This window comes from Peribacillus phoenicis (assembly GCF_047238085.1).
GTDB lineage: Bacteria > Bacillota > Bacilli > Bacillales > DSM-1321 > Peribacillus.
Window position 1 is genome coordinate 918,593 of sequence record NZ_JBDFMF010000001.1, and the last position, 25,248, is coordinate 943,840.

Here is a 25,248-nt window from a genome sequence, read left to right on the forward strand (position 1 = left end):
GGTCATTCAAGAGATTGGAATTTGTTTTGGTAAAAAGCATCCTGTTTAACGAGAAAGTGTTATTATTATAAAATATTTCAAATTATTATAATTTTCATTTTTCATCATTTATTGTAAGAGTCTTGGATTGTGGGGGAGAGCATTGAAACGTATTCATTATAGCTGGGTTATTTTAATCATAACATTCTTCTCGATTATTGTAGCCGGAATCGTTAGGTCATCATCGGGAGTATTCATCGTTCCATTTGAAAATGAGTTCGGGTGGGACCGGTCCGTCATTTCTTTAGCCTTCGCCATAAGTTTGTTTCTATATGGATTATCGGGTCCATTCATGGCCGCTCTAATTGAAGTGCTTGGATTGAAGAAAATGATGGTATTGGCCATGTCCACTTTATTGGCAGGGATTTTACTCACTTTTTTCATGGAGCATGAGTGGCAGCTCATTCTTATTTGGGGAATTATCATTGGATTGGGTTCTGGAGTGTTTTTAACGGTATTGAGCCCATATGTGGCAAATCGTTGGTTCGAGAAGAGGCGGGGACTGGCGGTCGGGATACTCACGGCAAGTACGGCCACAGGTCAGCTCATTTTACTTCCGGTTTTAGCCATCATCATTGAGAATTACTCGTGGAGATGGGCGATCGGATTAATTTTGGTCCTTAGCTTGATCATGCTGGCAATCATCCTTTTGTTCATGAAAAACAATCCGAAGGAAGTGGGCACCCTTCCATATGGATTAGAAGAGGAAAATCTGGAGGCTGTTACAGTCCAAAAGAAGAACCCCATCGCCATGGCCTTTCAGTCGTTGATTGAAGCAGTGAGAGTGAAGGAATTCTGGTTATTGGCAGGAAGCTTTTTTATATGCGGACTTTCAACAAGCGGGTTGATCGGCACACATTTCATTTCTTACTGCATTAGTTTTGGTTTACCGGTTGTGACGGCAGCATCACTGCTATCTTTCATGGGAATCTTTGATTTGATTGGTACGACTGTATCCGGGTGGTTATCAGATCGTTTTGATAACCGTTGGCTTTTGTTTTGGTATTACGCTCTAAGGGGTGCTTCCCTCGTATTACTTCCTTTTGCGCTAAATGAAGGCTCAATCGGCCTATTGATCATTTTTTCCGTTTTTTATGGGTTGGATTGGATTGCCACCGTTCCTCCGACCATAAGCATTTCAAGGCAAGTCTTTGGCATGGAGAAAAGCGGGATCGTATACGGGTGGATATTCGCGGCCCATCAGGTCGGTGCAGCAGTGGCGGCGTACGGTGGAGGGCTTATCTTCAAAATATTCAACTCCTATACATGGGCATTCTTCCTTGCAGGAATCTTTTGCTTATTGGGCAGCTTGTTTGTCATACTGATAAAAAAGCAAAAAGCGGTCACGAAAGTTAAAGATGGTGCAATGGAGTTATAGAAAAATCTGTATGGATGAAAGAGGGTGTACCTATGAAGGACACGATGGTACCATTGCAGGAAAGTAAACGGATCGTAAGCATCGATATTTTACGTGGATTAGCCATTTTAGGGATTTTTTTAGTGAATATGCCTTCATTCCACTCTCCGCTCTTGTACATAGACGGTGCCGAGCGGTGGTCCGGAGGATGGGACAGGATTTTGTACAGATTCAGTGATATCGTCGCACAGGCCAGCTTTTATCCGTTATTTGCCTTTCTGTTCGGTTTCGGGGCAATCATTTTGGCAGTAAGGAGTGAAGAAAAGGGTATTTCATTTCCGTTACTATATATGAAAAGGCTAAGTTTCCTGCTGATACTTGGATGCATTCATGCTTTCTTCATCTGGCATGGGGACATCCTCATTAATTATGCTGTATTTGGGTTTGCCTTATTGTTTTTTTATAAGATGAAGGGCAGGAATTTAATTCTGCTAGGCTCGGTTTGTTATGTCCTGCCATTTGCGATATTGGGTTCTCTATTTCTTATAATGGGCATTTTTGATAGTGAAGGGATGGCGGTTACGACTGATTCGGCGATGATGAAACAGTCTTTGGAAGTTTATCAATCTGGTACATTTACGGAACTGATGAGTCAAAGGGCGCTGGATTGGTATATGGTGAACAACCCTTTTAATACCATTATCCTTTTTTTATCGATTTTTCCGTTTTTTTTAATGGGAGCAGGTGTTGCAAAACAAGGCTTTCTCCAAAATTCAACCCAATATAAACGACAATTGAAAGCGATATCGATTGTAAGCTTGCTATTGGGCATGTCAATAAAGATTCTGCCATATGTGACGGTATACCATTTTGGTACGATATTCGTGCAGGATTATTTGGGAGGACCGTTACTTACGATTTTTTATATCACGGCAATCGCGCTTTTGGCGGAGCGGGCAGGGGCTTCCCGCCTGTTATACCCGCTTTCGTATATCGGAAGGATGTCGATGAGCAATTACTTGTTCCAATCGATGGTATGTACGGCCATTTTTTATTCATATGGGCTTGGTTTATATGGATCAGTCTCTTATACGACAGGTTTTGTTTTCCTAATAGCCCTGTTTTGCCTGCAAATTCTGCTTTCCTTATTGTGGATGGGTCTGTTTAATTACGGACCGGTTGAATATATATGGCGTTTTTTTACATATGGTAAAAAGCCGGTTATGCGCCGTTGAGGACCAGTTAAGAAGAAATGTAAATGATGTTCATTAAATTGTTGGTTTTACCCATTCAGGTGGATCCTTAGTTTTGTTTTTTTGTAAAAGCCTATGATATGATGAAATGGAAACTGAACGAGGGGGCAAAAAAATGACACATATGCATATTACAGCTTGGGTTATCGGAATCATTCTTTTCTTTGTCACATATTCGATGCTTAAAGGTGAAAACCCGAAAGCGAAAATGCTACATATGATAACACGATTGTTCTATCTATTGATTTTCCTTACTGGCGGCATGCTGATCACTGATTTTGGTGCTTACGCAGTGAAAATGATTGTTGGAATCATCGTGATTGCGGCGATGGAAATGGTGCTGGTCCGTACGAAAAAAGGAAAAAGCACAGGTGCCATGTGGATATTGTTCATCGTAGCGCTTGTATTCGTCCTTTATTTAGGGCTTTCCTTGCCACAAGGATTGTATATTTTTAAATAAATAAATGAAAAACGGGTAAATGAGGAAATCTCATTTACCCGTTTTCTTTTACCCGTTATTGTGAATTCACTTTCTCAATGACGATCCTTTTTCCGGTGTTCAGGGTGAATTCAAAACGATCATGATCCTTTTTCCCGTAAGAAAAGTGGTGCTGAACGAGACAAATTTGGCTCTCGTTATCAAAGGTGAAGAAATTCACGCCGGACTGGTTTGGGACGGCCCTTAAAAAAGTGAGCTGGTTATAGCTATATATACAATCATAAATAGAAAAATCAAGTGAATTCAATGTCGTTACAAATTGGAAAAAGGAATCGTCGTTCAATTCTTCCAATAAACGTTCAAAAGAGTAGAGCAGTTTTTTGCGTATCCGAATGGGCTCATTTTCCCTTAAGAAGGTGATTTCCCGGTGAAGCAGGATTTTCCCCTCTTCTTCAACTACTCCTTGCTGCCAGCGCCCACCCCTGTAGACTTCGATGATGCTGTCAACGTGGTCTTCAATGGAGCAGGCCTCATCTGTTTCATCATCGAAAAAAATCCATTGTTGATTGATATTTTCCACTGTTCCTTCGGTAAAAGCTCTTGTTTGCCTGTTCATTAACTTAGTTCGTTGTTGCTGACTCATACATATACCTCCAATAGTGGAATCCTCACCTACTTTTTAGTCAAAATCCAATGAAAATATAACTGTATATTTTAAAATATTATGGACAAATAACCATCTTTCCGTCTTTGCATAGGCTATGTTTAAACACGGGATGCTTTGCTCAACAATTCATTAACGACGCCGGGCGTTGTGGGCAGGGATCCTACGGAATGATACTAAAGCGATACTTAGGGGCTGTAAATCTTTTTAAGACAGGGAGCCAATATATTTTTGATAGTCCGGATAGAAAGGATGAAGTGTAAAATGTGTGGGATAACAGGCTGGGTGCATTTTCAAAAAGATTTACGGACAAAAACGAAAACGCTGGAAAACATGACAAAAACGTTGGCAAAGCGGGGACCAGACGAAGAAAATGTTTGGAGCGAAGCCCATGTTGCCTTTGGTCATAAACGGTTAACGGTTGTCGATGCGGAAGGCGGAAAACAGCCGATGACGAAAAATCACGAAAACGGCAGATATACGCTTTGTTATAATGGTGAGCTATATAACACCGAGGATATTCGTAAACAGCTATTATTAAAAGGATATTCCTTTAGCGGTCATTCTGATACAGAAGTTTTGCTAACTTCTTATATAGAATGGAAAGAAAAATGCATTGACTTGTTCAATGGGATTTTTGCGTTTGCGATTTGGGATGAAAAGGAACAGAAATTATTCGTTGGAAGAGATCGCATGGGGGTAAAACCATTCTTTTATGCGGAAAGGGACGGCGGGTTCATTTTCGGATCGGAGCTGAAGGCGATTCTGGCCCATCCGGATGTTAAAACGGAGATTGACCGCGAAGGGCTGTCTGAGGTTTTTGGTGTTGGTCCATCCCGAAAGCCAGGTTCAGGCGTATTTCATAATATCCAGGAATTAAGGCCTGCCCATGCGCTTACCTTATCAAGGAAAGGCCTCCGGATTTGGAGATATTGGAATGTGAAAAGCGAAGAACACCGGGATACGCTTGATGAGACGGCCGAGAAGGTTCGCTTCCTTGTCGAAGATGCAGTGACACGGCAACTTGTATCAGATGTTCCGCTTTGTACCTTCTTATCAGGAGGGCTTGACTCAAGCGCAATAACGGCCATTGCTGCAAACGCCTATCAAAAAGAAGGGAAAGGGCCGCTTCATACGTATTCCATTGATTATGAGGATAATGAGCGCTATTTTGAAGCAAATGATTTTCAGCCTAACTCTGATGGGTATTGGATTAAAAAGATGTCGGATAGTTTTAACACGGTTCACCATTCATCGATCATCTCTCAAGAGCAGTTGACAAATTATTTAACGGAAGCTGTCCTTGTAAGGGACCTCCCAGGCATGGCGGATGTCGATTCTTCCTTACTTTGGTTTTGTAAGGAAATCAAGCGGGATTTTGTTGTAGGCTTGTCCGGTGAATGTGCGGACGAAATTTTTGGCGGTTACCCATGGTTTCATCGTGAAGATGATTTGAATCGTGCTGGTTTTCCATGGATGAGATCTACGGATGAGCGGGTATCTTTATTGAAAAAGGGATGGCGCGAGAAATTGAGGCTTGAGGAATATGCGCAGGAAGCTTATTTGACCACCCTTGCCGAAACGCCTAAATTGGAAGGGGAAAGCGGTGTAGCGGCAAAGCGGAGAGAGCTTTTCTATGTGAATTTATTATGGTTCATGACGACTCTCCTTGACCGGAAGGACCGGATGAGTATGGGTGCAAGTTTAGAGGTGCGCGTGCCATTTGCGGATCATCGCCTTGTTGAATATGGATGGAACATTCCTTGGGAAATGAAAATGGAAGGCAACCGTGAAAAGGGTATTCTAAGGAAGGCTTTGGAGGGGCTGTTACCGGATGAAGTATTGTATCGTAAAAAAAGTCCATATCCAAAAACCCATAACCCTATATATACAGACCGTGTGCAGGCGTGGTTGAAAGACTTACTGATGGATAAAAATTCGGTCCTGCATGAGTTTTTCGATAAGCAAAAGCTAACCGATATAGTAGATTCCAAGGGTGCCGCTTTTAAAGTGCCGTGGTTCGGGCAATTGATGTCAGGTCCACAGCTGCTCGCTCACTTGGCACAAACCCATGTATGGTTCAAAAAATATGATATCCAAATAATCGAATGAAAAAAAACGGGGCGAATGATTTTCATTGCCCCGTTTTTTTCATTGCCTCAATGATTGATTGCGAGAATTTTATATTGATAACCGCTCAATTCAAATTTGCCAACTTGTGTGGTTTCTTTTGTTCTTAAATCCGTTAGTGTACGTCCTTCCAAATCCAAAGGGAGGGTAAATGTTTGCTGGACATCCGTCGGATTGATGAGGATCACGACAGAACGTTTTTCATTATACTTTTGGTAGGCCACGATATTTTCGTTTCCGGCTGTATCAAGGAATTTGAACTCCCCGTCATTGGCAAGTAATCTTTCTTCTTTTCGCAAGGAGATCAATGCCTTAATTTCATTGAGCAGCTCGGTGTTTTGTTTTTCCTCTTCCCAGACCATGCATTTTCGGCACCCTGGATCCATGCCACCGGTTAAGCCGATTTCATCGCCATAGTATATACAAGGGCTGCCATTGAATGTCAGCAGGATTGCGTGGATGAGCTTGGCTCGAGCTAGATCTTCCCCGCAATCCGTGAAAATCCGCGGTGTATCATGGCTTCCAAGAAGATTGAATGTCACATCAAAAACATTGGTCGGATAACTGTGATAGATGGCTGTCATTTCTTCTGTGAACTCGCGTGCATTGATGGTTTGTGAGGCGATCAGGCGAAAAACTTGGTTGGTGAAAGGGTAATTCATGACGGCATCGAACTGATCGCCGCGAAGCCATGGCATTGAGTCATGCCAAATTTCCCCAAGAACATAAAGGTCAGGCTTTATATTTTTCACCGTTGTTCGAAATTCACGCCAGAATGGCTGATCGACTTCATTTGCCACATCGAGCCGCCAGGCGTCTATATCGAACTCCTTGATCCAATAAGCCGAGACTTCGAGCAGATATTCTTTCACCTCCGGATTTGCCGTATTCAATTTTGGCATCGATTCAAAAAAACCGAATGTTTCATAATTGGGCCTTTCCCCTCCCTTAAGTGGGAAGCTATGTGGGTGGAACCAATCCTTATATTTCGATTTCTCTCCTTTTTCGAGCAGATCCTGAAAAGGGGGGAAATAGTAGCCGCTATGGTTAAAAACGGCATCCAGCATGACCCGGATATTCCGTTTGTGACATTCGGTTATGAGCGTTTTCAATGTTTCCTTCGTTCCGAATTGCGGATCGATACTCCGATAATCAATCGTATCGTATTTATGATTGGAGTAAGCATGGAAGATTGGCGTGAAATAGATTCCGTTGATGCCGAGATTCTCTAGGTAATCCAAATGTTCAATGATTCCTTCAAAGTCCCCGCCAAAAAAATTATCCACCGCCGGGTCTTCACTTCCCCAGGGTTTCACACCTTCCGGATCGTTGTCGGGGTTTCCGTTCGCAAAACGTTCAGGGAAAATTTGGTACCAAATTGTATCCTTGACCCATTCCGGTGCCCCGAAAACTTCATTTTGGTGCAGATAGGGAATCGCGAAATAGCATCCGGGATCTCGGGGGGCTTCTTTAAAGAAGCCTTTTTCCGTGTAAAAAGCACTTTCATCTTCTGAGGTTACCTTGAACCCATAACGAATTCTTCGGTAGGGAGGCATCACATAAATATGCCAATAATCATAACGGTTATCGCTGCCTGACAAACTCATGGGAAGCTCTTCGGACTGCCATTGACCATTATCTGATATGTATGGATCACCAAAAATCAATCCAACTGAGGAGATATCTTGTTTTTTCGTACGTAGTCGGATATGTAGGGTTTCAGTGTTGATGGGATAGCCGTAATTGTCATTAGGTCTATGGTGTATGGATGAAAATTCCATTTTAAACCACTCCAATTCTATAAGTATTTGAGGATGTGAAAAAGGAAACTTCCAGCTGTTTATGAGGGAGATCTCTATGAAGCTGCACTAGCCAGGTTAAGTGTTTTTTCAATATGGTTATATACCCTATTTCAATTAAAAGAAGCACTTATTAACTAAAAAATAACAAAAAGTGTTCATCACTACAAGGAAATAAATACGCCAAGGAAAATGTTGTAAAAACCAAAGCCGTTCATATAATGATAACAATAGCTTTGGCACCGCTTTCATTAAGTCGCTTTATTTGAAGTACTGAACTGAAAAAACAGTATTATTTGGTGCTTTTGGACATGATAGAATAAACATTTTAAAAAGGAGAATCAAAGTGAAGAAGCTGATTTTTCATTTGTTCATGTCCATGTTTTTGATTGTTAGTGTAAGTGCTTGTGGTTCCAGTTCAGATTTGGAAAATGAAGCAGTGAAAGAAAATAAGAAAAAAGAAGACGAAGCCAGTAATGAAGCGAAGCCGGAAAAATTGATCATTTGGGAGGAAAAAGGTAGAGCGGAGGCCCTAAAGCCGGTGATTGAAGCTTTTGAAAAAGAATATGGAATCAAGGTTGAGCATGAAGAGCTTGAAATGGCTACCGAGATGTATGAGCGGCTTCGTCGTGATGGGCCAATCGGAAACGGAAAGGCCCCGGATGTCGTAACTTTTTCTCATGAAAGAGTCGGGCAAATCGTGAAGGAAGGCTTAATTCAGGAAGTGAAGGTGAAAGATGAGGTATTGAATGCCTTCATTGAACCTTCAATTAGGGGGGAAATGTATCAAGATAAGGTATTTGGATTGCCGAAATCCGTAAACACATCCGTTTTCTTTTATAATAAAAAATTGATGACTAAGGCACCTGAGACGATGAATGACCTTTATAAAATGGCGAAGGAATTAAGAAAGGGTAACGTTCATGGTTACTACGCCAAATGGAATGATTTCCATGATTCGTATGGAGTGATCGCTGGAATGGGAGGTTATATATTTAAAGATAAGAATGGAAAACTAGACCCTTCCGACATTGGTTTGAATAATAAGGGTGCCATAAAAGGGGCTGCATACATCCAAAAATGGTATAGGGCGGGTTTGATTCCAAAAGGCGACAAGGCAGCGATCGAAAAGTTGTTCATACAAGGGAATTTGGCATCTATCATGAGTGACGGGAACTCATTTACCGAGCGGAAGGATATAGGAATTGCCCCCATGCCTGAATTACCCAATGGCCAGCCAATGAAAACGTTCATGGAAATCGAAGGCTGGCATGTAACAGCATTCACAAAACATCCTTATTGGTCTACGAAGTTAGTTGAATATTTGACTAATGATGATAATGCAATGCAGCGTTATGATTTAACAGGGGAAATCCCTCCGAATAAATCAATCAAACACAATGCCGCAATCAATGAAAATGAAAGGGCACAAGCCTTAAGCATACAATTACAATACGCTGAACCAGTACCGAATATTCCGGAAATGAATAAGGTATGGGGACCGATGAATTCAGCCATGGATGAAATGACCACTCAAAAAGCAAAACCAAAAAGGGCTTTGGATAAAGCGGTCAAGACGATAAAAAAAGAACGTTAATCATGTTCTGCTCTTTTCCGATTCAGAAACCATAACCAGTATCCCCAATTTGTCCCTTTAGTGTAAAGTTTTTTATAAATTGGATTTGACGTTAAGGGGTCAAAAGGCTAATCTTAAAGGCGTAAAGAGATAGCTAGGAGGAGAGCGGATATGAGAAAAAGAGTGTTATCACTCGCTTTAATTCCGTTGCTTCTTTTTTACGCCATTCCAGTAGGAGCAGCTGAAAAAGAACAACGAACTTGGAAGGATGAAATCGTATATTCATTATTGGTCGACAGATTTTTCGATGGAAATACTCAAAATAATGGAGATGCGAACGTGAATGACCCTTCCGCGTTTAATGGCGGGGATTTCGAAGGTGTCACGAAGAAACTTAATTATTTAAAAGATATGGGTTATACCGCTATCATCCTTTCACCGATTTTCGCAAATGATGAAAATGGCTATCATGGCGATTGGGTGGCCGATTTTTATAAAACGGATAAACACTATGGGACAATGAAAGAGTTTAAAAAACTCGTGTATGAGGCACATAAACGCGATATGAAGGTGATCATTGATTTTCAAGCAAATAATGTGGGTCCTGACTCCACTTGGCTGACCGATCCCCAAAAACAAGGTTGGTTCCATGAAGAAAAAAAGATTTCCAAGGACGGCAGCCAAACGGATTTGGAAACAGGCTGGGTCGATGGTCTTCCCGATTTGAATCAAGATAATGAGGAAACAAGAAAATATTTACTGGATGCTGCCAAATGGTGGATAACGGAAACCGATATTGATGGATACCGTATAAATAAAGTCCAATATGTAGCGAAGGATTTTTGGAAGGAATTTGTGGATGCAGTTAAATCTGAAAAATCAAATTTCTATACAATCGGCGATGTACAAGGTGATGCCGAATTGATTTCAAGCTACAAGGAGACGGGTATCGATGCTTTTATGGCTTATCCGCAAAATTCAGAGCTACGGGAAGCATTTGCTGCCCCCGATAAAGAATTGAAACCTGTTTTTGATGCGTTTGCGAAAAGCGAAGATGAATTAGGGGGCAATGCCCATCAGGCTTTGTTCATGGATACGGAGGGGATGCCCCGGTTTACAAAGGATGCAGCCGACCATAACGAAAATCCAGGTTCCAGATGGAGAATGGCGCTGTCGTATCTATATACGATGCCAGGGGTGCCAATCGTATTTTATGGATCGGAAATTGCCTTAAACGGCGATATTGCCCCGGATAATCATAAGTTGATGAATTTTAAGACAGAACAGGAATTGGTGGAATATATAACAAAGCTTTCTGACCTCAGAGACATGTACCCAGCATTGAAAAAAGGGGATATGGAGCTTTTATATGAAAAAGGAGGAGCTTCGGTATTCAAGCGTGTATATGGTGAAGAAACGATTGTCGTCGCCATGAACAATACGACTGAAACTCAAACGATAAACCTTACTGATAAGGAACTTGAAAGCAATAAAGAGTTGAGAGGTATGCTGAATGGGGATCTGGTCCGCAGTAAGGACAACAGTTACTCTATCGTAATCGACAGGGAGACGACAGAAGTCTACACGCTGTCACCTAAGTCGATTATTAATATTCCTTACCTGTTAGTTATAGGATTGGTTCTTCTTATTTTTGGTATATTCATTGCTTTGGTTATTAAGCGTTCAAAACGGAACCAACCAAAATAATCATATGCCTCTCGATTGTCGGTAGCCGCCAAACATTGTCCCTAAGGCTTTGTGGAAAACAGGATCGGGAGGTTACAGCATGAATAAGACCTGGTGGAAAGAATCGGTTTGCTATCAAATATACCCGCGCAGTTTCATGGATAGTAATGGTGATGGAATCGGGGATATAAAAGGATTGATATCTAAGCTTGACTACCTGCAGGATTTGGGGATAGATGTTATTTGGATTTGTCCATTTTATAAATCGCCCAATGCGGATAATGGCTATGATATTAGTGATTATCAAGCAGTTTCCGATGAATTCGGTTCAATCGAAGATATTGATCTGTTATTGAAAGATGTTCACGGACGTGGGATGAAGGTGATACTCGATCTTGTTTTGAATCATACAAGTGATGAGCACCCCTGGTTCGTCGAGTCACGTTCTTCCCGCGATAATCCGAAACGGGATTGGTATATATGGAGGGATGGGCAGGACGGCCGTGAGCCCAATAATTGGGAAAGCATCTTTTCCGGAAGTGCCTGGAAATTCGATGAAAGGACCAATCAATACTATTTACATTTATTTGCCGAAAAGCAGCCAGACTTAAACTGGAAAAATACTGATGTGCGAAAGGCATTATATGAAATGGTCAATTGGTGGCTCGATAAGGGAATCGATGGCTTCCGGATTGATGCGATCACGCATATTCATAAGCGTGAAGGCCTTCCGGATATGCCCAATCCTTATTGGCATCAATATGTACCTGCGTTTGAAATGCATACTAATCAGGACGGGATTCTGGATTACCTTCAGGAGTTGAAAGAAGAGACTTTCTCTAAGTATGATATCATGACGGTCGGTGAGGCCAATGGCGTCAGGATTGAGCAGGCGGAAGAATGGGTCGGGGAATCGAATGGGAAGTTCAATATGATCTTTCAGTTTGAACATCTTGGGCTTTGGAATAGGGGACAGAATCACGATGTTGATGTTCAAGGGTTAAAGCGAACGATGACCAAATGGCAAAAGGGGCTGAAAAACAAAGGATGGAATGCTTTGTTTTTTGAAAATCATGACCAGCCGAGAAGTGTATCCACCTGGGGAAATGATCATCAATATTGGTTGGAAAGCGCAAAAATGATTGGGGCCCTATACTTTTTCATGCAAGGGACACCTTTTATTTATCAAGGTCAGGAAATTGGCATGACGAATGTCCAATTTGATTCGATTGATGATTATGATGATGTCGGAATGAAAAACTTTTACCGGATAGAGACCTCGAAAGGTCGTCCTCATGATGAAATCATGAACATTATATGGCATAGCGGCCGTGATAATTCAAGAACACCGATGCAATGGAACGATATTGAAAATGGCGGATTCACCCATGGAACACCTTGGATGAGGGTTAATCCAAATTATCGCGCCATTAATGTAGAACAGCAGAAAAATGACCCGTCATCCATTTATCATTTTTATAAAAAGATGATTGAACTTCGAAAAAAACATCAGGTCCTCGTTTATGGGGAATATGAATTGTTATGGGAAGATCACCCTGAACTTTATATTTATACAAGAAACATGAATGATAATTCAGTCATGGTAGTATGTAACTTTAGTGTGAATCACCATCAAATCGACCTTTCTTATTGGGGGAAAATGGAACTTTTACTAGCTAATTATGACGATTGCCCTGAGGTGTCCCTTATTGATTTACGTCCATATGAAACGAGGATTTATCGTTATTGATTGCTATGAACTTGATTGGAATTAGCTTAAAACCTATGTAGTTAGTCGTCTGACTTCTTATTTTCCAATACACCTGTCGTTTTTCAGGAAGCTGATCATACATCAGCTTCTTTTTGGATTTTAAAACATAGATGAAAAAAACGGAAAAGTGAGTATTTTCTGAAAAATTGAACAAACATTAAAAAAAGTATGGATATAACTATTGAACTGAGTGTATTATGAATACATACAAAATGTATAAATATAAAACAAATATTAAAGAAGTGTTTATTGGTATTCACCTTTTTTAAAAATGAAGTCAATAAAGGCTAAGAGGGGAGAGGGGAAATGCATGGCCATCACAATAAAAGATGTGGCACAGCTAGCGAATGTTGCTCCTTCAACAGTTTCTCGAGTGATTGCAAACAATCCTCGGATAAGTGAAAAAACAAAGGTACGGGTACGTAAGGCGATGACTAAATTAGGATACCATCCAAACTTCATTGCACGTAGTCTTGCCAATCAATCGACCAGGATCATTGGTTTGGTAATGCCAAGTTCGTCAAATGATTATTATCAAAATCCCTTTTTTCCGACGATCCTCCAGGGTCTAAGTGAGGGAGCCCAGGAAAACCACTATTCCCTGTTGCTAAGCACGGGAAAAACCGAAGATGAAATCTACGAAGGAGTAGTGAATATGGTGCAGGGGGGGATGGTGGATGGAATAATCCTGATGTATTCAAGGATGAACGATCACATTCTGACCTATTTGAGAGAAAGGGCTTTTCCATTTGTAATCATTGGGAAGCCCTATGATTACATCGAGGAGATAACATATGTTGATAATGATAATGTCTTGGCAGCCGAACAGGCAACGGATTACCTCATACAGCTAGGACATGAAAGGATTGGATTCATCGGAGGTGATGTAACCCTTGTGATGACCCTTGATCGCTTATCAGGATATGAACGGGCATTGGAGAGGGCTGGAATCGATCGAAGGAGGGAATATACCCTGCATGAAGATTTTTTGCATGAAGGGGGACAAGCCGCTGCAAAAAGGTTACTATCCATCGATGAACCACCTACCGCTTTGGTGGTCAGTGATGATCTCATGGCACTTGGCATCGTGCATTCACTTCGCGAGATGGGCGTGCGCACTCCTGAAGAAATGTCAATCGTCAGCTTCAATAACGTTCTTTTCTCTGAACTGTCATTACCGGCCCTGACTTCCGTAGATATTAATATTTTTGATTTGGGATATCAGGCCGCTAAGGGCATCATTGACATGCTGCAGACTGGGGATGCTCCTGCCGGGACCATCATTCCACATCATTTCGTGGAAAGGCATTCCTGCAGATCGAGATCGATCAAGCAAGGTGCAATGGCCATGACTTATTGACGAAAAGGGCATTGCAAGAGCAATGCCTTTTTTTTGCTAGAAATGAACGCTGAAACTTTTGAATGCATGTACACCCGTTCCGTGCCTGACTAATTTATTTTCTTTAAGATATTGAATGGCTGCAAGGACTTCTTCGAGGATCTTTGGTTCGAGGCCGAGTTGGTTGTGTCCGCCATAGATTTTGGAGACTGCCTTGATCTTTGCGATTTTTTCTAACGAATTCACAAGGTCTTCAGGGCTTGTCGAGGGATAAAATGCATAAACGGGAGTATCTGAATAAAGCAGGTCGCCAGTGAATAAATAACCTGTTTCATTATCCAAAATTGAAATGTGGCCAGGTGAATGCCCTGGTGTATGATAAATGCCTAAACTGCGGTTGCCCAGATCAATCGTGTCACCATCCGATAAGAGCCTATCAGGGTAACCCTGATATGGCTTGTATGTAAAAGGGTCGAATGATTCGGGTATGGGTATAGTGATATCCCGTGCAATGTTCTTTCTTATTTGTTCCAAGGACAAACCTTCAATGCCGTTGATCAGCCAATTGGCATCATCACCATGAACATAAATGGTATCATAATCACCGTGACCGCCAATATGATCCGCATGAACGTGTGTGGTCAGGACGATAATCGGAAGATCGGTAAGCTGGTCTGTAATCCGCTTAATCGAATCGATGCCTAAACCTGTGTCGATTAACGCAGCCCGGGTCTCCCCAAGTAATAAAAAGGAATGAACTTTCTCCCAATGACCATATTCACTGATTGAAAACGTTTTTGAGTCCAATTCCTGAACGGTGAACCATGGATCTACAATATTTTTCAAAAATGACTCCACTCCTCTCATTCATATATTCCGCGTTAACCGGAAATATCCTGCTTGAAAGAGTAAAAGCAGCGGATTTGTGAAATCCACTGCTTTTGGAAAGGGAAGGCTTATCCGTTTACAACGGTCCCGCCGTTTACATGGATGACTTGTCCGCTGACATAGGATGAATCATCACTTGCCAAATATACATAGGCTGGTGCCAATTCCTCTGGCTGCCCTGCACGGCCCATTGGAGTATCCTGTCCGAATTTGGCAACATCCTCTTCACCGAATGAGGCAGGAATCAGCGGTGTCCAGATCGGGCCTGGAGCCACACCGTTCACTCTGATGCCATCTTTTGAAATGGAGTTCGACAGGGCTCTTGTAAATGCAAGTATTGCACCTTTTGTTGAAGAGTAATCGATTAGTTTTGGGTTGCCCTGATAGGCTGTGATAGAGGTTGTATTAATGATGCTGCTTCCTTTTTTAAGGTGCTTCAATGCAGCTTTAGTTAAGTGGAACATCGAAAAAATATTCGTGCGGAACGTTTTTTCCAATTGTTCAGCTGAAATGTCCAGGATACTTGTCTGCACATGCTGTTCTCCGGCGTTGTTGACTAGAATGTCTAAACCGCCAAATTCATCAACCGTTTTTTTGACGACTTCCTGGCAGAAGGCTTCATCACCGATATCACCGGAAATGAGTAAACATTTCTGGCCTTCTTTTTCAATCAATTCTTTTGTCGCTTTGGCATCCTCATGTTCATCCAAGTATGCAACTGTCACATTCGCTCCTTCTTTAGCGTAGTAAATGGCAACTGATTTACCGATTCCGCTGTCTCCTCCTGTTATGATTGCCGTTTTACCTTTTAATTTGCCGCTTCCTTTGTAGGCAGCTTTAACTGAATCAGGGTTCGGTTCCATTTTTGTTTCCAATCCAGGTTGATGCTGCTGATGTTGAGGTGGAAATCCTTGTTTGTTCTGATTTTGGTTTTGAGTAGTCAAGATATAAACGCCTCCCATTTAATTATCTACTCTTTTTCTATTCCTTCTTTTAGGAAAAAGAAAACATGGAAAAAATGCCCAAAGTAAGTCTTGTTTAATGTTTTAACTCCAAGGGAACATGACTAGTCTTTCCATGTTCCATGAAGGCGATTCATTTGAAGAAAAGGGGGGATGAAGTTGATGGAGGCAGTTGCAATAAATAAAAAAAGACCCACCCAAAGCAGGTGAAGCCTTCATACTTAGCGGTAATTTAGGAATTGTACATCAATGGACAGATCAGCGCCCCGGATTGCGGAGATGATTCCTTGTAAATCATCCCGGTTCTTACCGGTAACCCGGATTTGATCATCCTGGATTTGGCTTTTCACTTTAAGACCGCTATTTTTAATGATTGTATTGATTTTTTTTGCTTGCTCCTTATCGATGCCTTGAATTAACTTGGCCCGTTGGCGAACGGTTCCGCCAGAAGCTCCTTCTAATTTGCCATAATCCAGGTTCTTGACGGGTACGTCACGTTTAATGAGCTTACTGATGAGAACATCCTTCAGCTGTTCGAGCTTATATTCATCGTCGGATACTAGAACCAGGTCTTCTTTTTCAATGGTGATGCTGCTTATGCTCCCTTTAAAATCATAGCGAGTCTGTATTTCCTTCATAGCCATGGTAACTGCATTCGTTACCTCTGAAAAGTCTACTTTCGAAACAATATCAAATGAATTTTCCTTTGCCATCACTTACCTCCAGCAGGGTTTATTTCCTTTATTATAGAGAAAGTGTGATAGGAAGACAACTATATAAACGATATTAAAAAAGCGAGGGGACAAGCCCCGCGCTTCATTTATGGTCCGTTTTCTTCGAATAGGAGTGCTTACCTGCAGTAAGGTTTTCCTGATAAGCGATATTTTTTTCAGCATTTCTCGCTTGGTTATCTTTTGGCCTTTTATTGTCATCGGTTGTTTTGGACATAGTGAAAACTCCCTTCCATTATCTGATCAATATATATTGTTCACAATTATGGAAGGGAGTATGTATGTTTATGATTTCTCAGGGGTATCGTTTAAGAAGAAGAGGGCAATTGTGCCAGGACCGGCATGTGCACCGATGACGGAACCAATTGTATGGATCATGAAGTCGGTTGTCCCGAATTCATTTTGGATGGCTTCCTTCCATTCCAGGGCCGTTGCTTCATCATCACCATGACTGATGGCAATCGTTTGGGTTGTTAAGTTTTTGCCTCTATCGTGCATTAATTCGATTACACGTTTAATCAATTTCTTTTTGCCGCGTATCTTTTCAAGCGGAACAAGCTTTCCATCTTCAACATGCAATAACGGTTTAATGTTTAATAAACCGCCAACAAGGGCAGATGTCTTGGAGATGCGGCCGCCACGGGCCAGGTATTCTAGGTTATCTACAGTGAATAGATGCTCCATATGACGCGTTTGGAATTCGATGGCAGCCAGGATTTCTTCTTTAGTGGCACCGTTTGCTGCCAGATCGGCTGCTTTCTTTACAATTAAACCGACGCCCATCGAAGCACATTTCGTATTGACGATTTCAATGTCAAGGTCAGGGTACTCTTCCTTCACCTGATTAAGGATCATCACTGCCGTTTGATATGTTCCTGATAACTCAGAGGAAAAGGCAATATATATCCCTTGTTTTTTCTCCTTGGCAAACTGTGTGAAAAGTTCTATAAAGTATTCTGGGGAAGCTTGCGATGTTTTCGGGGCTTTTCCTTCCAGCATCGCCTGATAGACTTCGTGAGAATTAATAGTAAGTAAATCTTCATAATTTTCCCCGTCAAGATGGACTTGTAAAGGGATTAATGAAACATTGTTTTCCTTATAGAAAGACAACGGCAAATCACATGCACTATCTGCAAGAATTGTGATAGCCATAATACACCTGCTTTCTTTTTACAATTTTTAGAAAATGAGTGGTCACTCTACTTTTTAGTGTAGCACGTAACGGTAAAAATTCAATCTCTACGTAAATAGAATAAATAATTAAGGGTAAAAAGATAATAGAATAAGGGTGAAATGGAGGTTTTTAGGATGTACAGTGGTGAAATGAAGAAAATTATCATAGTTGTGGTCGGAGCATTGCTTAATGCCATCGCAATGAACTTTTTTCTAATACCGGCAAACGTATATGCAAGCGGCTTTACGGGAGTGGCCCAGCTTCTATCGAGGATGATTGGTTCTTTTGCTCCTTTTAATGTATCGACAGGTATTCTATTGCTTTTATTGAACATTCCAGTAACGATCATTGCTTGGCGAAAGGTTGGAAAGTCTTTCACTTTTTATAGTTTCCTCAGTGTTGCCTTGATGTCCTTCTTTATGGAAATCATTCCGATTACACGCTGGTCACCTGACATATTATTGAATGCGGTATTTGGCGGGGTCATTGCTGCAGTAGGTGTGGGGATCACATTGAAATACGGTGCATCGACTGGAGGAATGGATATTATCGCCATGCTTCTTTCACGGAAGAAAGATAAACCTGTAGGTACTTATTTATTTCTGCTGAATGGCGTGATCATTGTAACGGCAGGTGCTGTTTATGGGCCGGAAAAAGCTTTGTATACACTTGTTACCCTTTATACATCGACCCGTGTCGTGGACGCGATACATACGCGTCATGAAAAGCTTACGGCCATGATCATTACAAAGAAAAGCGAAGAACTTAAACAGGCAATCCATGCTAAGTTAGTTCGCGGAATTACAAGGGTTCCCGCAAAAGGGGCGTTCACCAACGAAACTAAGGAAATGTTGTTGATTGTCATTACAAGGTATGAACTGTATGACCTTGAACGGATCATCAAGGAAGTGGATCCACACGCTTTCACAAACATCATAGAAACGTCAGGCATTGTTGGAACTTTCCGCAGGGAATGATATTAACAAAAAATCAAGGCCATTACACTTCTATTACAAAAGGAAGTATTTGGGCGTTTTAAGTTTATTGCCTATACAAAACGGCTAATTCTTATAATGTAGCGCCAATTTAAAATCTTATGAAGGAGTGATGAAAATGGCTAACGACGAAAAAATGAGCAGACAGGAAGCGGGCCGTAAAGGCGGGGAAGCCACTTCTAAAAATCACGACAAGGATTTTTACCGGGAAATTGGGCAAAAGGGCGGAGAAGCCACATCGGATAATCATGATAAGGAATTCTATCAAGAAATTGGACAAAAGGGCGGAGAAGCCACTGCTGATTCCCATGGTAAAGACTTTTATAAAGAAATCGGTGAAAAAGGCGGTAAGGCACGAAATAACAATTGATGAAAACAAAGCGAAAGCCTCCAGGAAATCTGGAGGCTTTCACTTTATTTAGAGTGGTTTTCCAGCTCTTCCTGGAGTTCCCGCAGTTGTTCTTTTTCGGCCTCGGTCGTATTGGCAAAGGCTGATGAAAGAGCGTTTTTAGCGATTTCCTCTGTCTTTTGCTGGTCACCGTCATGCTCAGAGTGGAGAGCTTCTTCAACAAATTCCCTAGCCTTCTGGAATAATTTGTTTCCCATTAGAAGCCACCATAGCTTTGTTCAGACATAATTCTTAACCTGTCCTTTTCAGCCTCTTCAAACGTAGTGTGATAAGGGATTTTTTCGGCATGCCTGGCAACACTTTCTTTGCCCTGCTGTACAAATCGTTTAGATTTACTGCTTTTACCCATTCTTATCTCCTCCGATTCTGAGCGTTGTTGACAACGGAATTGATATGTTGTCCATATTAGTTTGGCTTGAAAGGTCGATATTATGAAGGTAAAAAATGACGTATTAGGCTTTTATATTGAATTTTTCTTCGAGGAAGACGGCTATACCATCTTCTTCATTTGTCAATGTAGTTGTATTTGCTACCGTTTTTACTGGTGAGATTGCATTTCCCATGGCCACCCCGGTTCCCGCGTATTCGAGCATTTCCAAATCATTATCTTCATCACCGAAAGCGATTATCCTGTTTTGAGGAATTTCCAGATAGTTGGATACACGTTTTAGCCCTACGGCTTTACTTAACCCGCTTTTTATTATTTCGATGATATGAAAAGGCTCTGCCCAGCGGCGATGATCGACCAATTCTGCATGAACATCGGATAGATGCTGGCGAATCTGTCCTACGAATTCACTATCTGTGTGAATTAGCATCGAAGTTGGGGAATCCTGAAGGTAATTGCGCAAGTCACCTGTCTTCATGATCGGATTTCCTACATTGAACATGTTCATCAATTTTTCATCATGATAATGGACATAAACTTCATCCCGGACTTCTGCGATGATGTTGTGATATTTAAACTGATCACACGCTTCGACAATATCTTTCGCAACATTTATATCCAGTGGAGAGTGGTATACCCCCCAATTTGTATGTAATGGGTGATGGACGAAAGCGCCATTGAAATTAACGATTGGTGTAGTCAACCCCAATTCCCGGTAATAAAGTTCACTTGAGCGAAAGGGACGCCCGGTGGCGATCATAATTTCGTGTCCATCTTCTTTTAGTTTCAGGAGTGTTTTCTTAGTCCTTGAAGAAATTGTTTTGTTATCTGTAAGTAAGGTACCATCAAGATCCAATACGATCAAATGTTTCTCAGCCATGTACACACCTTCTGTTCTTTTTGATTTCATTATATGCGAATATTGTTAAGCCTATTTTAAAGTAAATGTAAATCTTTTTCATTCTTTATGCATTCCTGTATGATATTACTATATCCAGGATTATGATAATTAAAGCGAAGCTCAGGTTTAAAGGAATGAAATGATGGATTCCATGCCATTTTGATAATGGTATTGGAAATGGTATTGGAAAGACCGGAACAAATTATTCGGAGGGGTTAACTTGATAATAATTGAAAAAGAACTAATTGGACATATTCCTGTATTGCACCTAGGTGAAGAAACCACTTTCAAACAGGAATTGCCGCTTATTATTTTTATACATGGTTTTCAAAGTGCAAAAGAACACAATCTGCACTATGCTTATTTATTGGCTGAAAAGGGGTTTCGTGTGCTTCTACCTGATGTGATTCATCATGGGGAAAGGGAAGCCGGTTTAAGTGATTCTCAAATGATTCCCCGTTTTTGGGAAATGGTTTTACAGACAATCCAGGATTTACCTTTGCTGAAGGATGATTTATTATCCCGAAAATTAATTGATCCCGACAGAATTGGCGTAGCAGGTACCTCCATGGGGGGAATAGTGACTAATGGGGCCCTGGCTGCTTATGAATGGATTTCCGCCGGAGTCAGTTTAATGGGTAACCCATCATATGTCGCGTATGCAGAGCTCCAAATGGCGGAGATTAAGAAAAGGAAAGGTAATTTCCCAGCTACTGATGAGGAAGTTGCCAAGGTGATTGAACAGCTCAAGCCATTTGATTTGAGTCTTAATCAGGATAAGCTTTCCAACCGTCCGCTTCTTTTTTGGCATGGTGCCAAAGATCCGGTTGTTCCTTATCAACATGCATACCGTTTTTATGAAGGGGTCAAAGCAGGGTATGATGAGGCAGATGAAAAAATTGATTTTATCCTTGACCCTAAGGCTGGACATAAGGTCAGTAGAGAAGGAGTGCTTAAGACAGCAGACTGGTTCGCGAAACATTTACTGTCAGCTGTGCAAAATGCTTAAGTACTTACACAAAATCTGTTATGATGCTTATACGGACATAATGATGAAACCGATAATCTAAAACGAAGAGATTATCCATAAAAGGAGTGATCGAAGTGGATCAAGATACAAAAGACATTATTTTTGGAGCTTTGGAGCAGGTCATTGACCCTGAGCTTGGTATAGATATCGTTAATTTAGGCTTGGTATATGATGTGGATATGGATGAGGAAGGTCTGACTACGGTGACGATGACATTGACAGCAATGGGCTGTCCGATGGCTGGGACGATCGTCGATCAAGTTAAATTGGTTCTGGAAGATATCCCTGAGGTCAAGGAAACGGATGTGAAGATTGTCTGGAGTCCGCCATGGACGAAAGACAAAATGTCCAGATATGCTAAAATTGCATTAGGAATCAAATAATAACTTTCTAATAGAAATGTAAAGCCAGTCAAAAAAAGTGAATCCATTCAAGGAGCCACTTTTTATGGTCTGGTTTTTTTCTAATACTTTCGGCTAGGAGTGGTTAATTGAACAGTCAAATTAAAGATTCATTGGTCAGGCCACTGAGGGATTTAAGGATTTCAGTCATAGATCGCTGTAACTTTCGCTGCCAGTATTGCATGCCTGCTGAAATTTTTCATGAGAATTTTCAGTTTCTGCCTAAAAGTGAGCTATTATCTTATGAGGAAATTGTAAGGCTTTCTAAAATATTCGCAGGCTTAGGGGTAAAAAAACTAAGGTTGACTGGCGGGGAACCATTACTCCGGAGGGATCTTACCACTCTGATTTCAAATCTCGTTAAAATTGAAGGTATTGAAGATATTGGATTGACCACGAATGGTGTCTTCTTGAAAAAGCATGCCGTGAATTTGAGGGAAGCTGGTTTGCAGAGGGTGAATATCAGCTTGGACAGCCTCGATGATGAACTTTTCAAGAAGATGAACGGCAGGGATATCGGCATAAAGCCAGTTATTGAAGGCATCGCTGCTGCCAAGGAAGCAGGGCTTGGCGTTAAAGTGAATATGGTTGTGAAAAACGAAACCAATGAATCCCAAATCCTGCCAATGGCCCGATTTTGTAAAGATGAGGGCATTCAATTACGCTATATAGAATTCATGGATGTCGGACATACAAATGGCTGGCAGTTGAAGAATGTCATTACGAAAAAAGAACTGCTTGCGATGCTCCAAACCGAATTCGATCTTGAACCGGTTGAAGAAGATTATTTTGGAGAGGTGGCAAAACGCTTCCGTTATAAGGGCACTAATGCAGAAGTGGGCTTCATAACCTCGGTTTCCGAGTCTTTTTGTTCAAGTTGTACACGTGCACGTCTTTCTGCTAATGGAAGTTTATATACATGCCTGTTTAATGGAAAGGGACATGACTTGAAGTCATTGCTCCGTTCCGACATGACAGATGAAGAATTGACCGGGTTCATCATATCACTTTGGAACCGTAGGGACGACCGCTATTCGGATGAGCGGGCAGCGGGAACGGTGAAGAAACAGGAAAAAATCGAAATGTCATTCATTGGCGGGTAATCCGTCCGAATGAGTGAAAATTAAGGGATGGCAGCTATGCCATCCCTTTTTTGTTTGTCAGGAACTGATGTCAGTCATGGACGAATTCGATTTTTATACTTTTTTTATGCATTTTTATATAGGACACAAGGCAATGAAAATAATTCAATGGTCCTAGGGATGGATTTAGCCTGAAATAAGCTCCAATCATTTTAAGATCAGGAAGGCATTATGTATTGCTGCTTTTTATGGGAGGGATTCAATCGATGGTACAGATTTCTATTGGACAGTTTTCACAGTCGATTTCCTGTTTCAAATAATCAAAGTCAAGAATCGTAATGCGTCCCTTTTTAATGGAGATGACATTGTTTTTCCTTAATTGAGCAAGCATTCGATTGACCACCTCGCGGGATGTGCCGCAAAAATTGGCGAGTTCTTGGTTTGTAAAGGGAAGATTGATAACTTTACCGACTTCTGCTTCAGTGCCATAGCTATTTGATAAACGGATGAGGGTGGAGTAAAATGCACCTTTCTTACCGTGCAGGAGCATATCGCGGAATTTAGCCTGATTTTTACGGTTTTGAGCGGATAACCATGTCATCATCTCGACTGCAAGATGGCTATCTGAGGCGATTTTTTCTTCTAATGCTTCTTTGGAGATAACCGCAACAGTTCCATCTTCCATCATTTTTGCATTCATCATATATTTAGGATTTTGAGAAAACAAGACGGTTTCCCCAACCAAATCATTCTCTGAACTAATGCGTATAGTTAATTCCCGACCGTCGGGAACAACCTTGCTCACTTCCACTTTCCCTTTAATAATGTAATACAAATCACTTGCTGGGGTGCTCTCCTGAAAAAGGTAGCGTCCTTTTTCCATATGTTTAACTTGTTGTTTATTATGTAAAATTGCATGCATCCGATTAGATAACGATAATTCATTCATGCATATGACCACCTTTCAGATAGCGTCATTACTCGATTACTACCTTTGATTTAAACGGAAAAAAACCTAGTAGTCAACAAGTTTGGATAATTCTAGGATTTTTGGTGGATAATTTTTCATGTAAAATTTATGTTTTAAATTTTATAAAAATACATTTGATTTTATTTTTATTCAGTCATATAATAATAGAATCAAAGAATGGCAGGGACCTGAAAATTATAGGAGATGGTTTTATGAACGTATCAATAGTAGGTGCAACGGGTTATGGAGGTATGGAACTAATAAGATTTTTGAATAATCATCCGCAATTTAAAATAAAATCATTGCATACTTCATCCCAATTTGGTCGAAGTTTATATGAAGATAATGCACATTTAATGCATATGAAAGATACATTAGAAAAAATTGATCCGGAAGCAATTGCAAAAAAATCCGATATTGTATTTCTTGCAACTCCTTCCGGTGTTTCCTCGCAATTGATTTCGGAATTTTCTGACCTTGACATTAAAGCGATCGACCTATCAGGAGACCTCAGGCTTCAAACTCCAGGTGAATACGAGCACTGGTATAAAAAGCCGGCTGCGCCTCAGCATATTATTGAAGAGGCCGTATACGGATTGGCTGAATGGAATGCCGAAGCAATAAAAACAGCGACGATTATTGCAAATCCTGGGTGCTACCCAACCGCTTCACTATTAGGTCTTGCCCCTTTATTCACTGAAGGATTGGCGGGAGCGGCTGCCGATGTGACCATCGATGCAAAATCCGGGGTTTCAGGGGCGGGTAAATCACTTTCGGCAGTTACCCATTATAGTGAAATGAATGAGAACTTTAAGATATATAAGGTAAATCAACATCAACACATACCGGAAATCGAACAACAGCTTGGGAGATGGTCATCAGGTTTACAGCCTATTACCTTTAATACACATCTTGTTCCAATGACGAGAGGGATTATGGCAACGATGTATATTAAGGTAAATCGGAAAACCTCAAATGTTGAATTAAAGGATTTATACGAAACCGTATACGAGAACCACCCATTTGTCCGGGTACAGCCCCTTGATCGCTTTCCATCCACGAAACAGGTATATGGATCGAACTTTTGCGACATTGGCGTCGATTATGATGAAAGGACAGGTAAGGTAACGGTGGTTTCAGTAATTGATAATTTAGTGAAGGGTGCTGCAGGGCAGGCCATTCAAAATGCAAATATATTAATGGGACTAGAAGAAACGGCAGGACTATGGAACAGTCCGCTATATCCGTAAACTTTGGAGGGAAA

The 25,248-nt window shown here is 41.1% G+C and carries 24 protein-coding genes and 1 pseudogene; 14 read left to right on the top strand and 11 right to left on the bottom strand.

What is annotated here, in order from left to right:
- Nucleotides 1–142 precede the first annotated feature (142 nt).
- The 3 genes from ABC374_RS04605 to ABC374_RS04615 all read left to right on the top strand — a co-directional run bounded on the left by ABC374_RS04605 (nucleotide 143) and on the right by ABC374_RS04615 (nucleotide 3,109).
- Nucleotides 143–1,417, top strand: coding sequence for an MFS transporter (locus ABC374_RS04605; RefSeq protein ID WP_413016215.1), 1,275 nt, complete (start codon nucleotides 143–145; stop codon nucleotides 1,415–1,417).
- 32 nt (nucleotides 1,418–1,449) lie between these two features.
- On the top strand, nucleotides 1,450–2,631 hold the full coding sequence (locus tag ABC374_RS04610; protein ID WP_413016217.1) for a DUF418 domain-containing protein: 1,182 nt from the start codon (nucleotides 1,450–1,452) through the stop codon (nucleotides 2,629–2,631).
- A 133-nt stretch (nucleotides 2,632–2,764) separates the two neighbouring features.
- Nucleotides 2,765–3,109: a YisL family protein gene (locus tag ABC374_RS04615; protein WP_350301710.1), complete on the top strand. Its 345-nt coding sequence runs from the start codon at nucleotides 2,765–2,767 to the stop codon at nucleotides 3,107–3,109.
- A 55-nt stretch (nucleotides 3,110–3,164) separates the two neighbouring features.
- Here ABC374_RS04615 and ABC374_RS04620 read toward each other — a convergent pair whose 3' ends face one another.
- Nucleotides 3,165–3,731, bottom strand: coding sequence for a DUF2777 domain-containing protein (locus tag ABC374_RS04620; RefSeq protein WP_063232220.1), 567 nt, complete (start codon nucleotides 3,729–3,731; stop codon nucleotides 3,165–3,167).
- A 285-nt stretch (nucleotides 3,732–4,016) separates the two neighbouring features.
- Between ABC374_RS04620 and asnB the strand changes: the two genes are divergently transcribed.
- Nucleotides 4,017–5,864 (top strand): asparagine synthase (glutamine-hydrolyzing), encoded by a 1,848-nt coding sequence (gene asnB / locus ABC374_RS04625; protein ID WP_413016220.1) that lies wholly within the window; start codon nucleotides 4,017–4,019, stop codon nucleotides 5,862–5,864.
- A 47-nt stretch (nucleotides 5,865–5,911) separates the two neighbouring features.
- Here the strand turns inward: asnB and ABC374_RS04630 are convergent, their stop codons facing one another.
- Complete coding sequence (locus tag ABC374_RS04630) at nucleotides 5,912–7,663, bottom strand: glycoside hydrolase family 13 protein (protein ID WP_413016222.1); 1,752 nt, start codon at nucleotides 7,661–7,663, stop codon at nucleotides 5,912–5,914.
- A 364-nt stretch (nucleotides 7,664–8,027) separates the two neighbouring features.
- Here ABC374_RS04630 and ABC374_RS04635 point away from each other — a divergent pair, with 364 nt between their 5' ends.
- The 4 genes from ABC374_RS04635 to ABC374_RS04650 all read left to right on the top strand — a co-directional run bounded on the left by ABC374_RS04635 (nucleotide 8,028) and on the right by ABC374_RS04650 (nucleotide 14,074).
- Nucleotides 8,028–9,278, top strand: coding sequence for a sugar ABC transporter substrate-binding protein (locus ABC374_RS04635; protein WP_413016224.1), 1,251 nt, complete (start codon nucleotides 8,028–8,030; stop codon nucleotides 9,276–9,278).
- A gap of 150 nt (nucleotides 9,279–9,428) precedes the next feature.
- Nucleotides 9,429–10,964, top strand: a complete 1,536-nt coding sequence (locus ABC374_RS04640; RefSeq protein WP_350301714.1) for an alpha-amylase family glycosyl hydrolase — start codon at nucleotides 9,429–9,431, stop codon at nucleotides 10,962–10,964.
- 79 nt (nucleotides 10,965–11,043) lie between these two features.
- The gene (locus ABC374_RS04645) at nucleotides 11,044–12,693 is read left to right on the top strand and encodes a glycoside hydrolase family 13 protein (RefSeq protein ID WP_413016227.1); all 1,650 of its coding nucleotides are present in this window, start codon (nucleotides 11,044–11,046) and stop codon (nucleotides 12,691–12,693) included.
- Nucleotides 12,694–13,024: 331 nt separating this feature from the next.
- Complete coding sequence (locus ABC374_RS04650) at nucleotides 13,025–14,074, top strand: LacI family DNA-binding transcriptional regulator (protein ID WP_350301716.1); 1,050 nt, start codon at nucleotides 13,025–13,027, stop codon at nucleotides 14,072–14,074.
- A 36-nt stretch (nucleotides 14,075–14,110) separates the two neighbouring features.
- On the opposite strand, the gene ABC374_RS04655 is transcribed toward ABC374_RS04650, so the two are convergent.
- The 5 genes from ABC374_RS04655 to ABC374_RS04675 all read right to left on the bottom strand — a co-directional run bounded on the left by ABC374_RS04655 (nucleotide 14,111) and on the right by ABC374_RS04675 (nucleotide 17,786).
- Complete coding sequence (locus ABC374_RS04655) at nucleotides 14,111–14,890, bottom strand: MBL fold metallo-hydrolase (RefSeq protein WP_413020269.1); 780 nt, start codon at nucleotides 14,888–14,890, stop codon at nucleotides 14,111–14,113.
- Nucleotides 14,891–15,009: 119 nt separating this feature from the next.
- Nucleotides 15,010–15,885, bottom strand: a complete 876-nt coding sequence (locus ABC374_RS04660) for an SDR family oxidoreductase (RefSeq protein WP_048686877.1) — start codon at nucleotides 15,883–15,885, stop codon at nucleotides 15,010–15,012.
- 239 nt (nucleotides 15,886–16,124) lie between these two features.
- Nucleotides 16,125–16,616, bottom strand: coding sequence for a YajQ family cyclic di-GMP-binding protein (locus tag ABC374_RS04665; protein WP_063232211.1), 492 nt, complete (start codon nucleotides 16,614–16,616; stop codon nucleotides 16,125–16,127).
- Nucleotides 16,617–16,719: 103 nt separating this feature from the next.
- Nucleotides 16,720–16,851 carry a DUF3941 domain-containing protein gene (locus ABC374_RS04670; RefSeq protein ID WP_082196697.1) on the bottom strand — a complete coding sequence of 44 codons (132 nt, stop codon included), beginning with the start codon at nucleotides 16,849–16,851 and terminating at the stop codon, nucleotides 16,720–16,722.
- Nucleotides 16,852–16,919: 68 nt separating this feature from the next.
- Nucleotides 16,920–17,786 carry a DegV family protein gene (locus ABC374_RS04675; protein WP_350301719.1) on the bottom strand — a complete coding sequence of 289 codons (867 nt, stop codon included), beginning with the start codon at nucleotides 17,784–17,786 and terminating at the stop codon, nucleotides 16,920–16,922.
- Nucleotides 17,787–17,942: 156 nt separating this feature from the next.
- Between ABC374_RS04675 and ABC374_RS04680 the strand changes: the two genes are divergently transcribed.
- Both ABC374_RS04680 and ABC374_RS04685 read left to right on the top strand, forming a co-directional pair.
- Nucleotides 17,943–18,785 (top strand): YitT family protein, encoded by an 843-nt coding sequence (locus tag ABC374_RS04680; protein WP_137017165.1) that lies wholly within the window; start codon nucleotides 17,943–17,945, stop codon nucleotides 18,783–18,785.
- Between the two features lie 136 nt (nucleotides 18,786–18,921).
- A pseudogene (locus ABC374_RS04685) lies at nucleotides 18,922–19,170 on the top strand (KGG domain-containing protein); the annotation flags it as partial.
- A gap of 47 nt (nucleotides 19,171–19,217) precedes the next feature.
- On the opposite strand, the gene ABC374_RS04690 reads toward ABC374_RS04685, so the two are convergent.
- The 3 genes from ABC374_RS04690 to ABC374_RS04700 form a co-directional block, all read right to left on the bottom strand.
- Nucleotides 19,218–19,409 carry a DUF3813 domain-containing protein gene (locus ABC374_RS04690; RefSeq protein ID WP_137017169.1) on the bottom strand — a complete coding sequence of 64 codons (192 nt, stop codon included), beginning with the start codon at nucleotides 19,407–19,409 and terminating at the stop codon, nucleotides 19,218–19,220.
- On the bottom strand, nucleotides 19,409–19,561 hold the full coding sequence (locus tag ABC374_RS04695) for a hypothetical protein (RefSeq protein ID WP_164468789.1): 153 nt from the start codon (nucleotides 19,559–19,561) through the stop codon (nucleotides 19,409–19,411). The genes ABC374_RS04690 and ABC374_RS04695 overlap by 1 nt, the downstream gene beginning before the upstream one ends.
- Before the next feature lie 103 nt (nucleotides 19,562–19,664).
- The gene (locus ABC374_RS04700) at nucleotides 19,665–20,480 is read right to left on the bottom strand and encodes a Cof-type HAD-IIB family hydrolase (protein ID WP_241590635.1); all 816 of its coding nucleotides are present in this window, start codon (nucleotides 20,478–20,480) and stop codon (nucleotides 19,665–19,667) included.
- A 241-nt stretch (nucleotides 20,481–20,721) separates the two neighbouring features.
- On the opposite strand from ABC374_RS04700, the gene ABC374_RS04705 reads away from it, so the two are divergent.
- From ABC374_RS04705 to moaA, 3 genes are all read left to right on the top strand, one after another.
- Nucleotides 20,722–21,510: an alpha/beta fold hydrolase gene (locus ABC374_RS04705; RefSeq protein ID WP_413016231.1), complete on the top strand. Its 789-nt coding sequence runs from the start codon at nucleotides 20,722–20,724 to the stop codon at nucleotides 21,508–21,510.
- Between the two features lie 95 nt (nucleotides 21,511–21,605).
- Nucleotides 21,606–21,914 carry a metal-sulfur cluster assembly factor gene (locus tag ABC374_RS04710; protein WP_133348747.1) on the top strand — a complete coding sequence of 103 codons (309 nt, stop codon included), beginning with the start codon at nucleotides 21,606–21,608 and terminating at the stop codon, nucleotides 21,912–21,914.
- Nucleotides 21,915–22,021: 107 nt separating this feature from the next.
- Nucleotides 22,022–23,035, top strand: coding sequence for a GTP 3',8-cyclase MoaA (gene moaA, locus ABC374_RS04715; protein WP_413016233.1), 1,014 nt, complete (start codon nucleotides 22,022–22,024; stop codon nucleotides 23,033–23,035).
- 238 nt (nucleotides 23,036–23,273) lie between these two features.
- Here moaA and ABC374_RS04720 read toward each other — a convergent pair whose 3' ends face one another.
- On the bottom strand, nucleotides 23,274–23,963 hold the full coding sequence (locus tag ABC374_RS04720; protein WP_413016235.1) for a Crp/Fnr family transcriptional regulator: 690 nt from the start codon (nucleotides 23,961–23,963) through the stop codon (nucleotides 23,274–23,276).
- Nucleotides 23,964–24,196: 233 nt separating this feature from the next.
- Here ABC374_RS04720 and argC point away from each other — a divergent pair, with 233 nt between their 5' ends.
- The gene (gene argC / locus ABC374_RS04725; RefSeq protein ID WP_413016237.1) at nucleotides 24,197–25,234 is read left to right on the top strand and encodes an N-acetyl-gamma-glutamyl-phosphate reductase; all 1,038 of its coding nucleotides are present in this window, start codon (nucleotides 24,197–24,199) and stop codon (nucleotides 25,232–25,234) included.
- Nucleotides 25,235–25,248 lie beyond the last annotated feature (14 nt).

Coding starts and splice junctions, on each gene's coding strand:
- ABC374_RS04675 (WP_350301719.1), bottom strand. CDS start 17,786: ATGGCTATCACAATTCTTGCAGATAGTGCATGTGATTTGCCGTTGTCT.
- ABC374_RS04640 (WP_350301714.1), top strand. CDS start 9,429: ATGAGAAAAAGAGTGTTATCACTCGCTTTAATTCCGTTGCTTCTTTTT.
- ABC374_RS04680 (WP_137017165.1), top strand. CDS start 17,943: ATGTACAGTGGTGAAATGAAGAAAATTATCATAGTTGTGGTCGGAGCA.
- ABC374_RS04645 (WP_413016227.1), top strand. CDS start 11,044: ATGAATAAGACCTGGTGGAAAGAATCGGTTTGCTATCAAATATACCCG.
- ABC374_RS04665 (WP_063232211.1), bottom strand. CDS start 16,616: ATGGCAAAGGAAAATTCATTTGATATTGTTTCGAAAGTAGACTTTTCA.
- ABC374_RS04620 (WP_063232220.1), bottom strand. CDS start 3,731: ATGAGTCAGCAACAACGAACTAAGTTAATGAACAGGCAAACAAGAGCT.
- ABC374_RS04690 (WP_137017169.1), bottom strand. CDS start 19,409: ATGGGAAACAAATTATTCCAGAAGGCTAGGGAATTTGTTGAAGAAGCT.
- ABC374_RS04650 (WP_350301716.1), top strand. CDS start 13,025: ATGGCCATCACAATAAAAGATGTGGCACAGCTAGCGAATGTTGCTCCT.
- ABC374_RS04615 (WP_350301710.1), top strand. CDS start 2,765: ATGACACATATGCATATTACAGCTTGGGTTATCGGAATCATTCTTTTC.
- ABC374_RS04700 (WP_241590635.1), bottom strand. CDS start 20,480: ATGGCTGAGAAACATTTGATCGTATTGGATCTTGATGGTACCTTACTT.
- ABC374_RS04630 (WP_413016222.1), bottom strand. CDS start 7,663: ATGGAATTTTCATCCATACACCATAGACCTAATGACAATTACGGCTAT.
- ABC374_RS04720 (WP_413016235.1), bottom strand. CDS start 23,963: ATGAATGAATTATCGTTATCTAATCGGATGCATGCAATTTTACATAAT.
- asnB (WP_413016220.1), top strand. CDS start 4,017: ATGTGTGGGATAACAGGCTGGGTGCATTTTCAAAAAGATTTACGGACA.
- ABC374_RS04610 (WP_413016217.1), top strand. CDS start 1,450: ATGAAGGACACGATGGTACCATTGCAGGAAAGTAAACGGATCGTAAGC.
- ABC374_RS04670 (WP_082196697.1), bottom strand. CDS start 16,851: ATGTCCAAAACAACCGATGACAATAAAAGGCCAAAAGATAACCAAGCG.
- argC (WP_413016237.1), top strand. CDS start 24,197: ATGAACGTATCAATAGTAGGTGCAACGGGTTATGGAGGTATGGAACTA.
- ABC374_RS04695 (WP_164468789.1), bottom strand. CDS start 19,561: ATGGGTAAAAGCAGTAAATCTAAACGATTTGTACAGCAGGGCAAAGAA.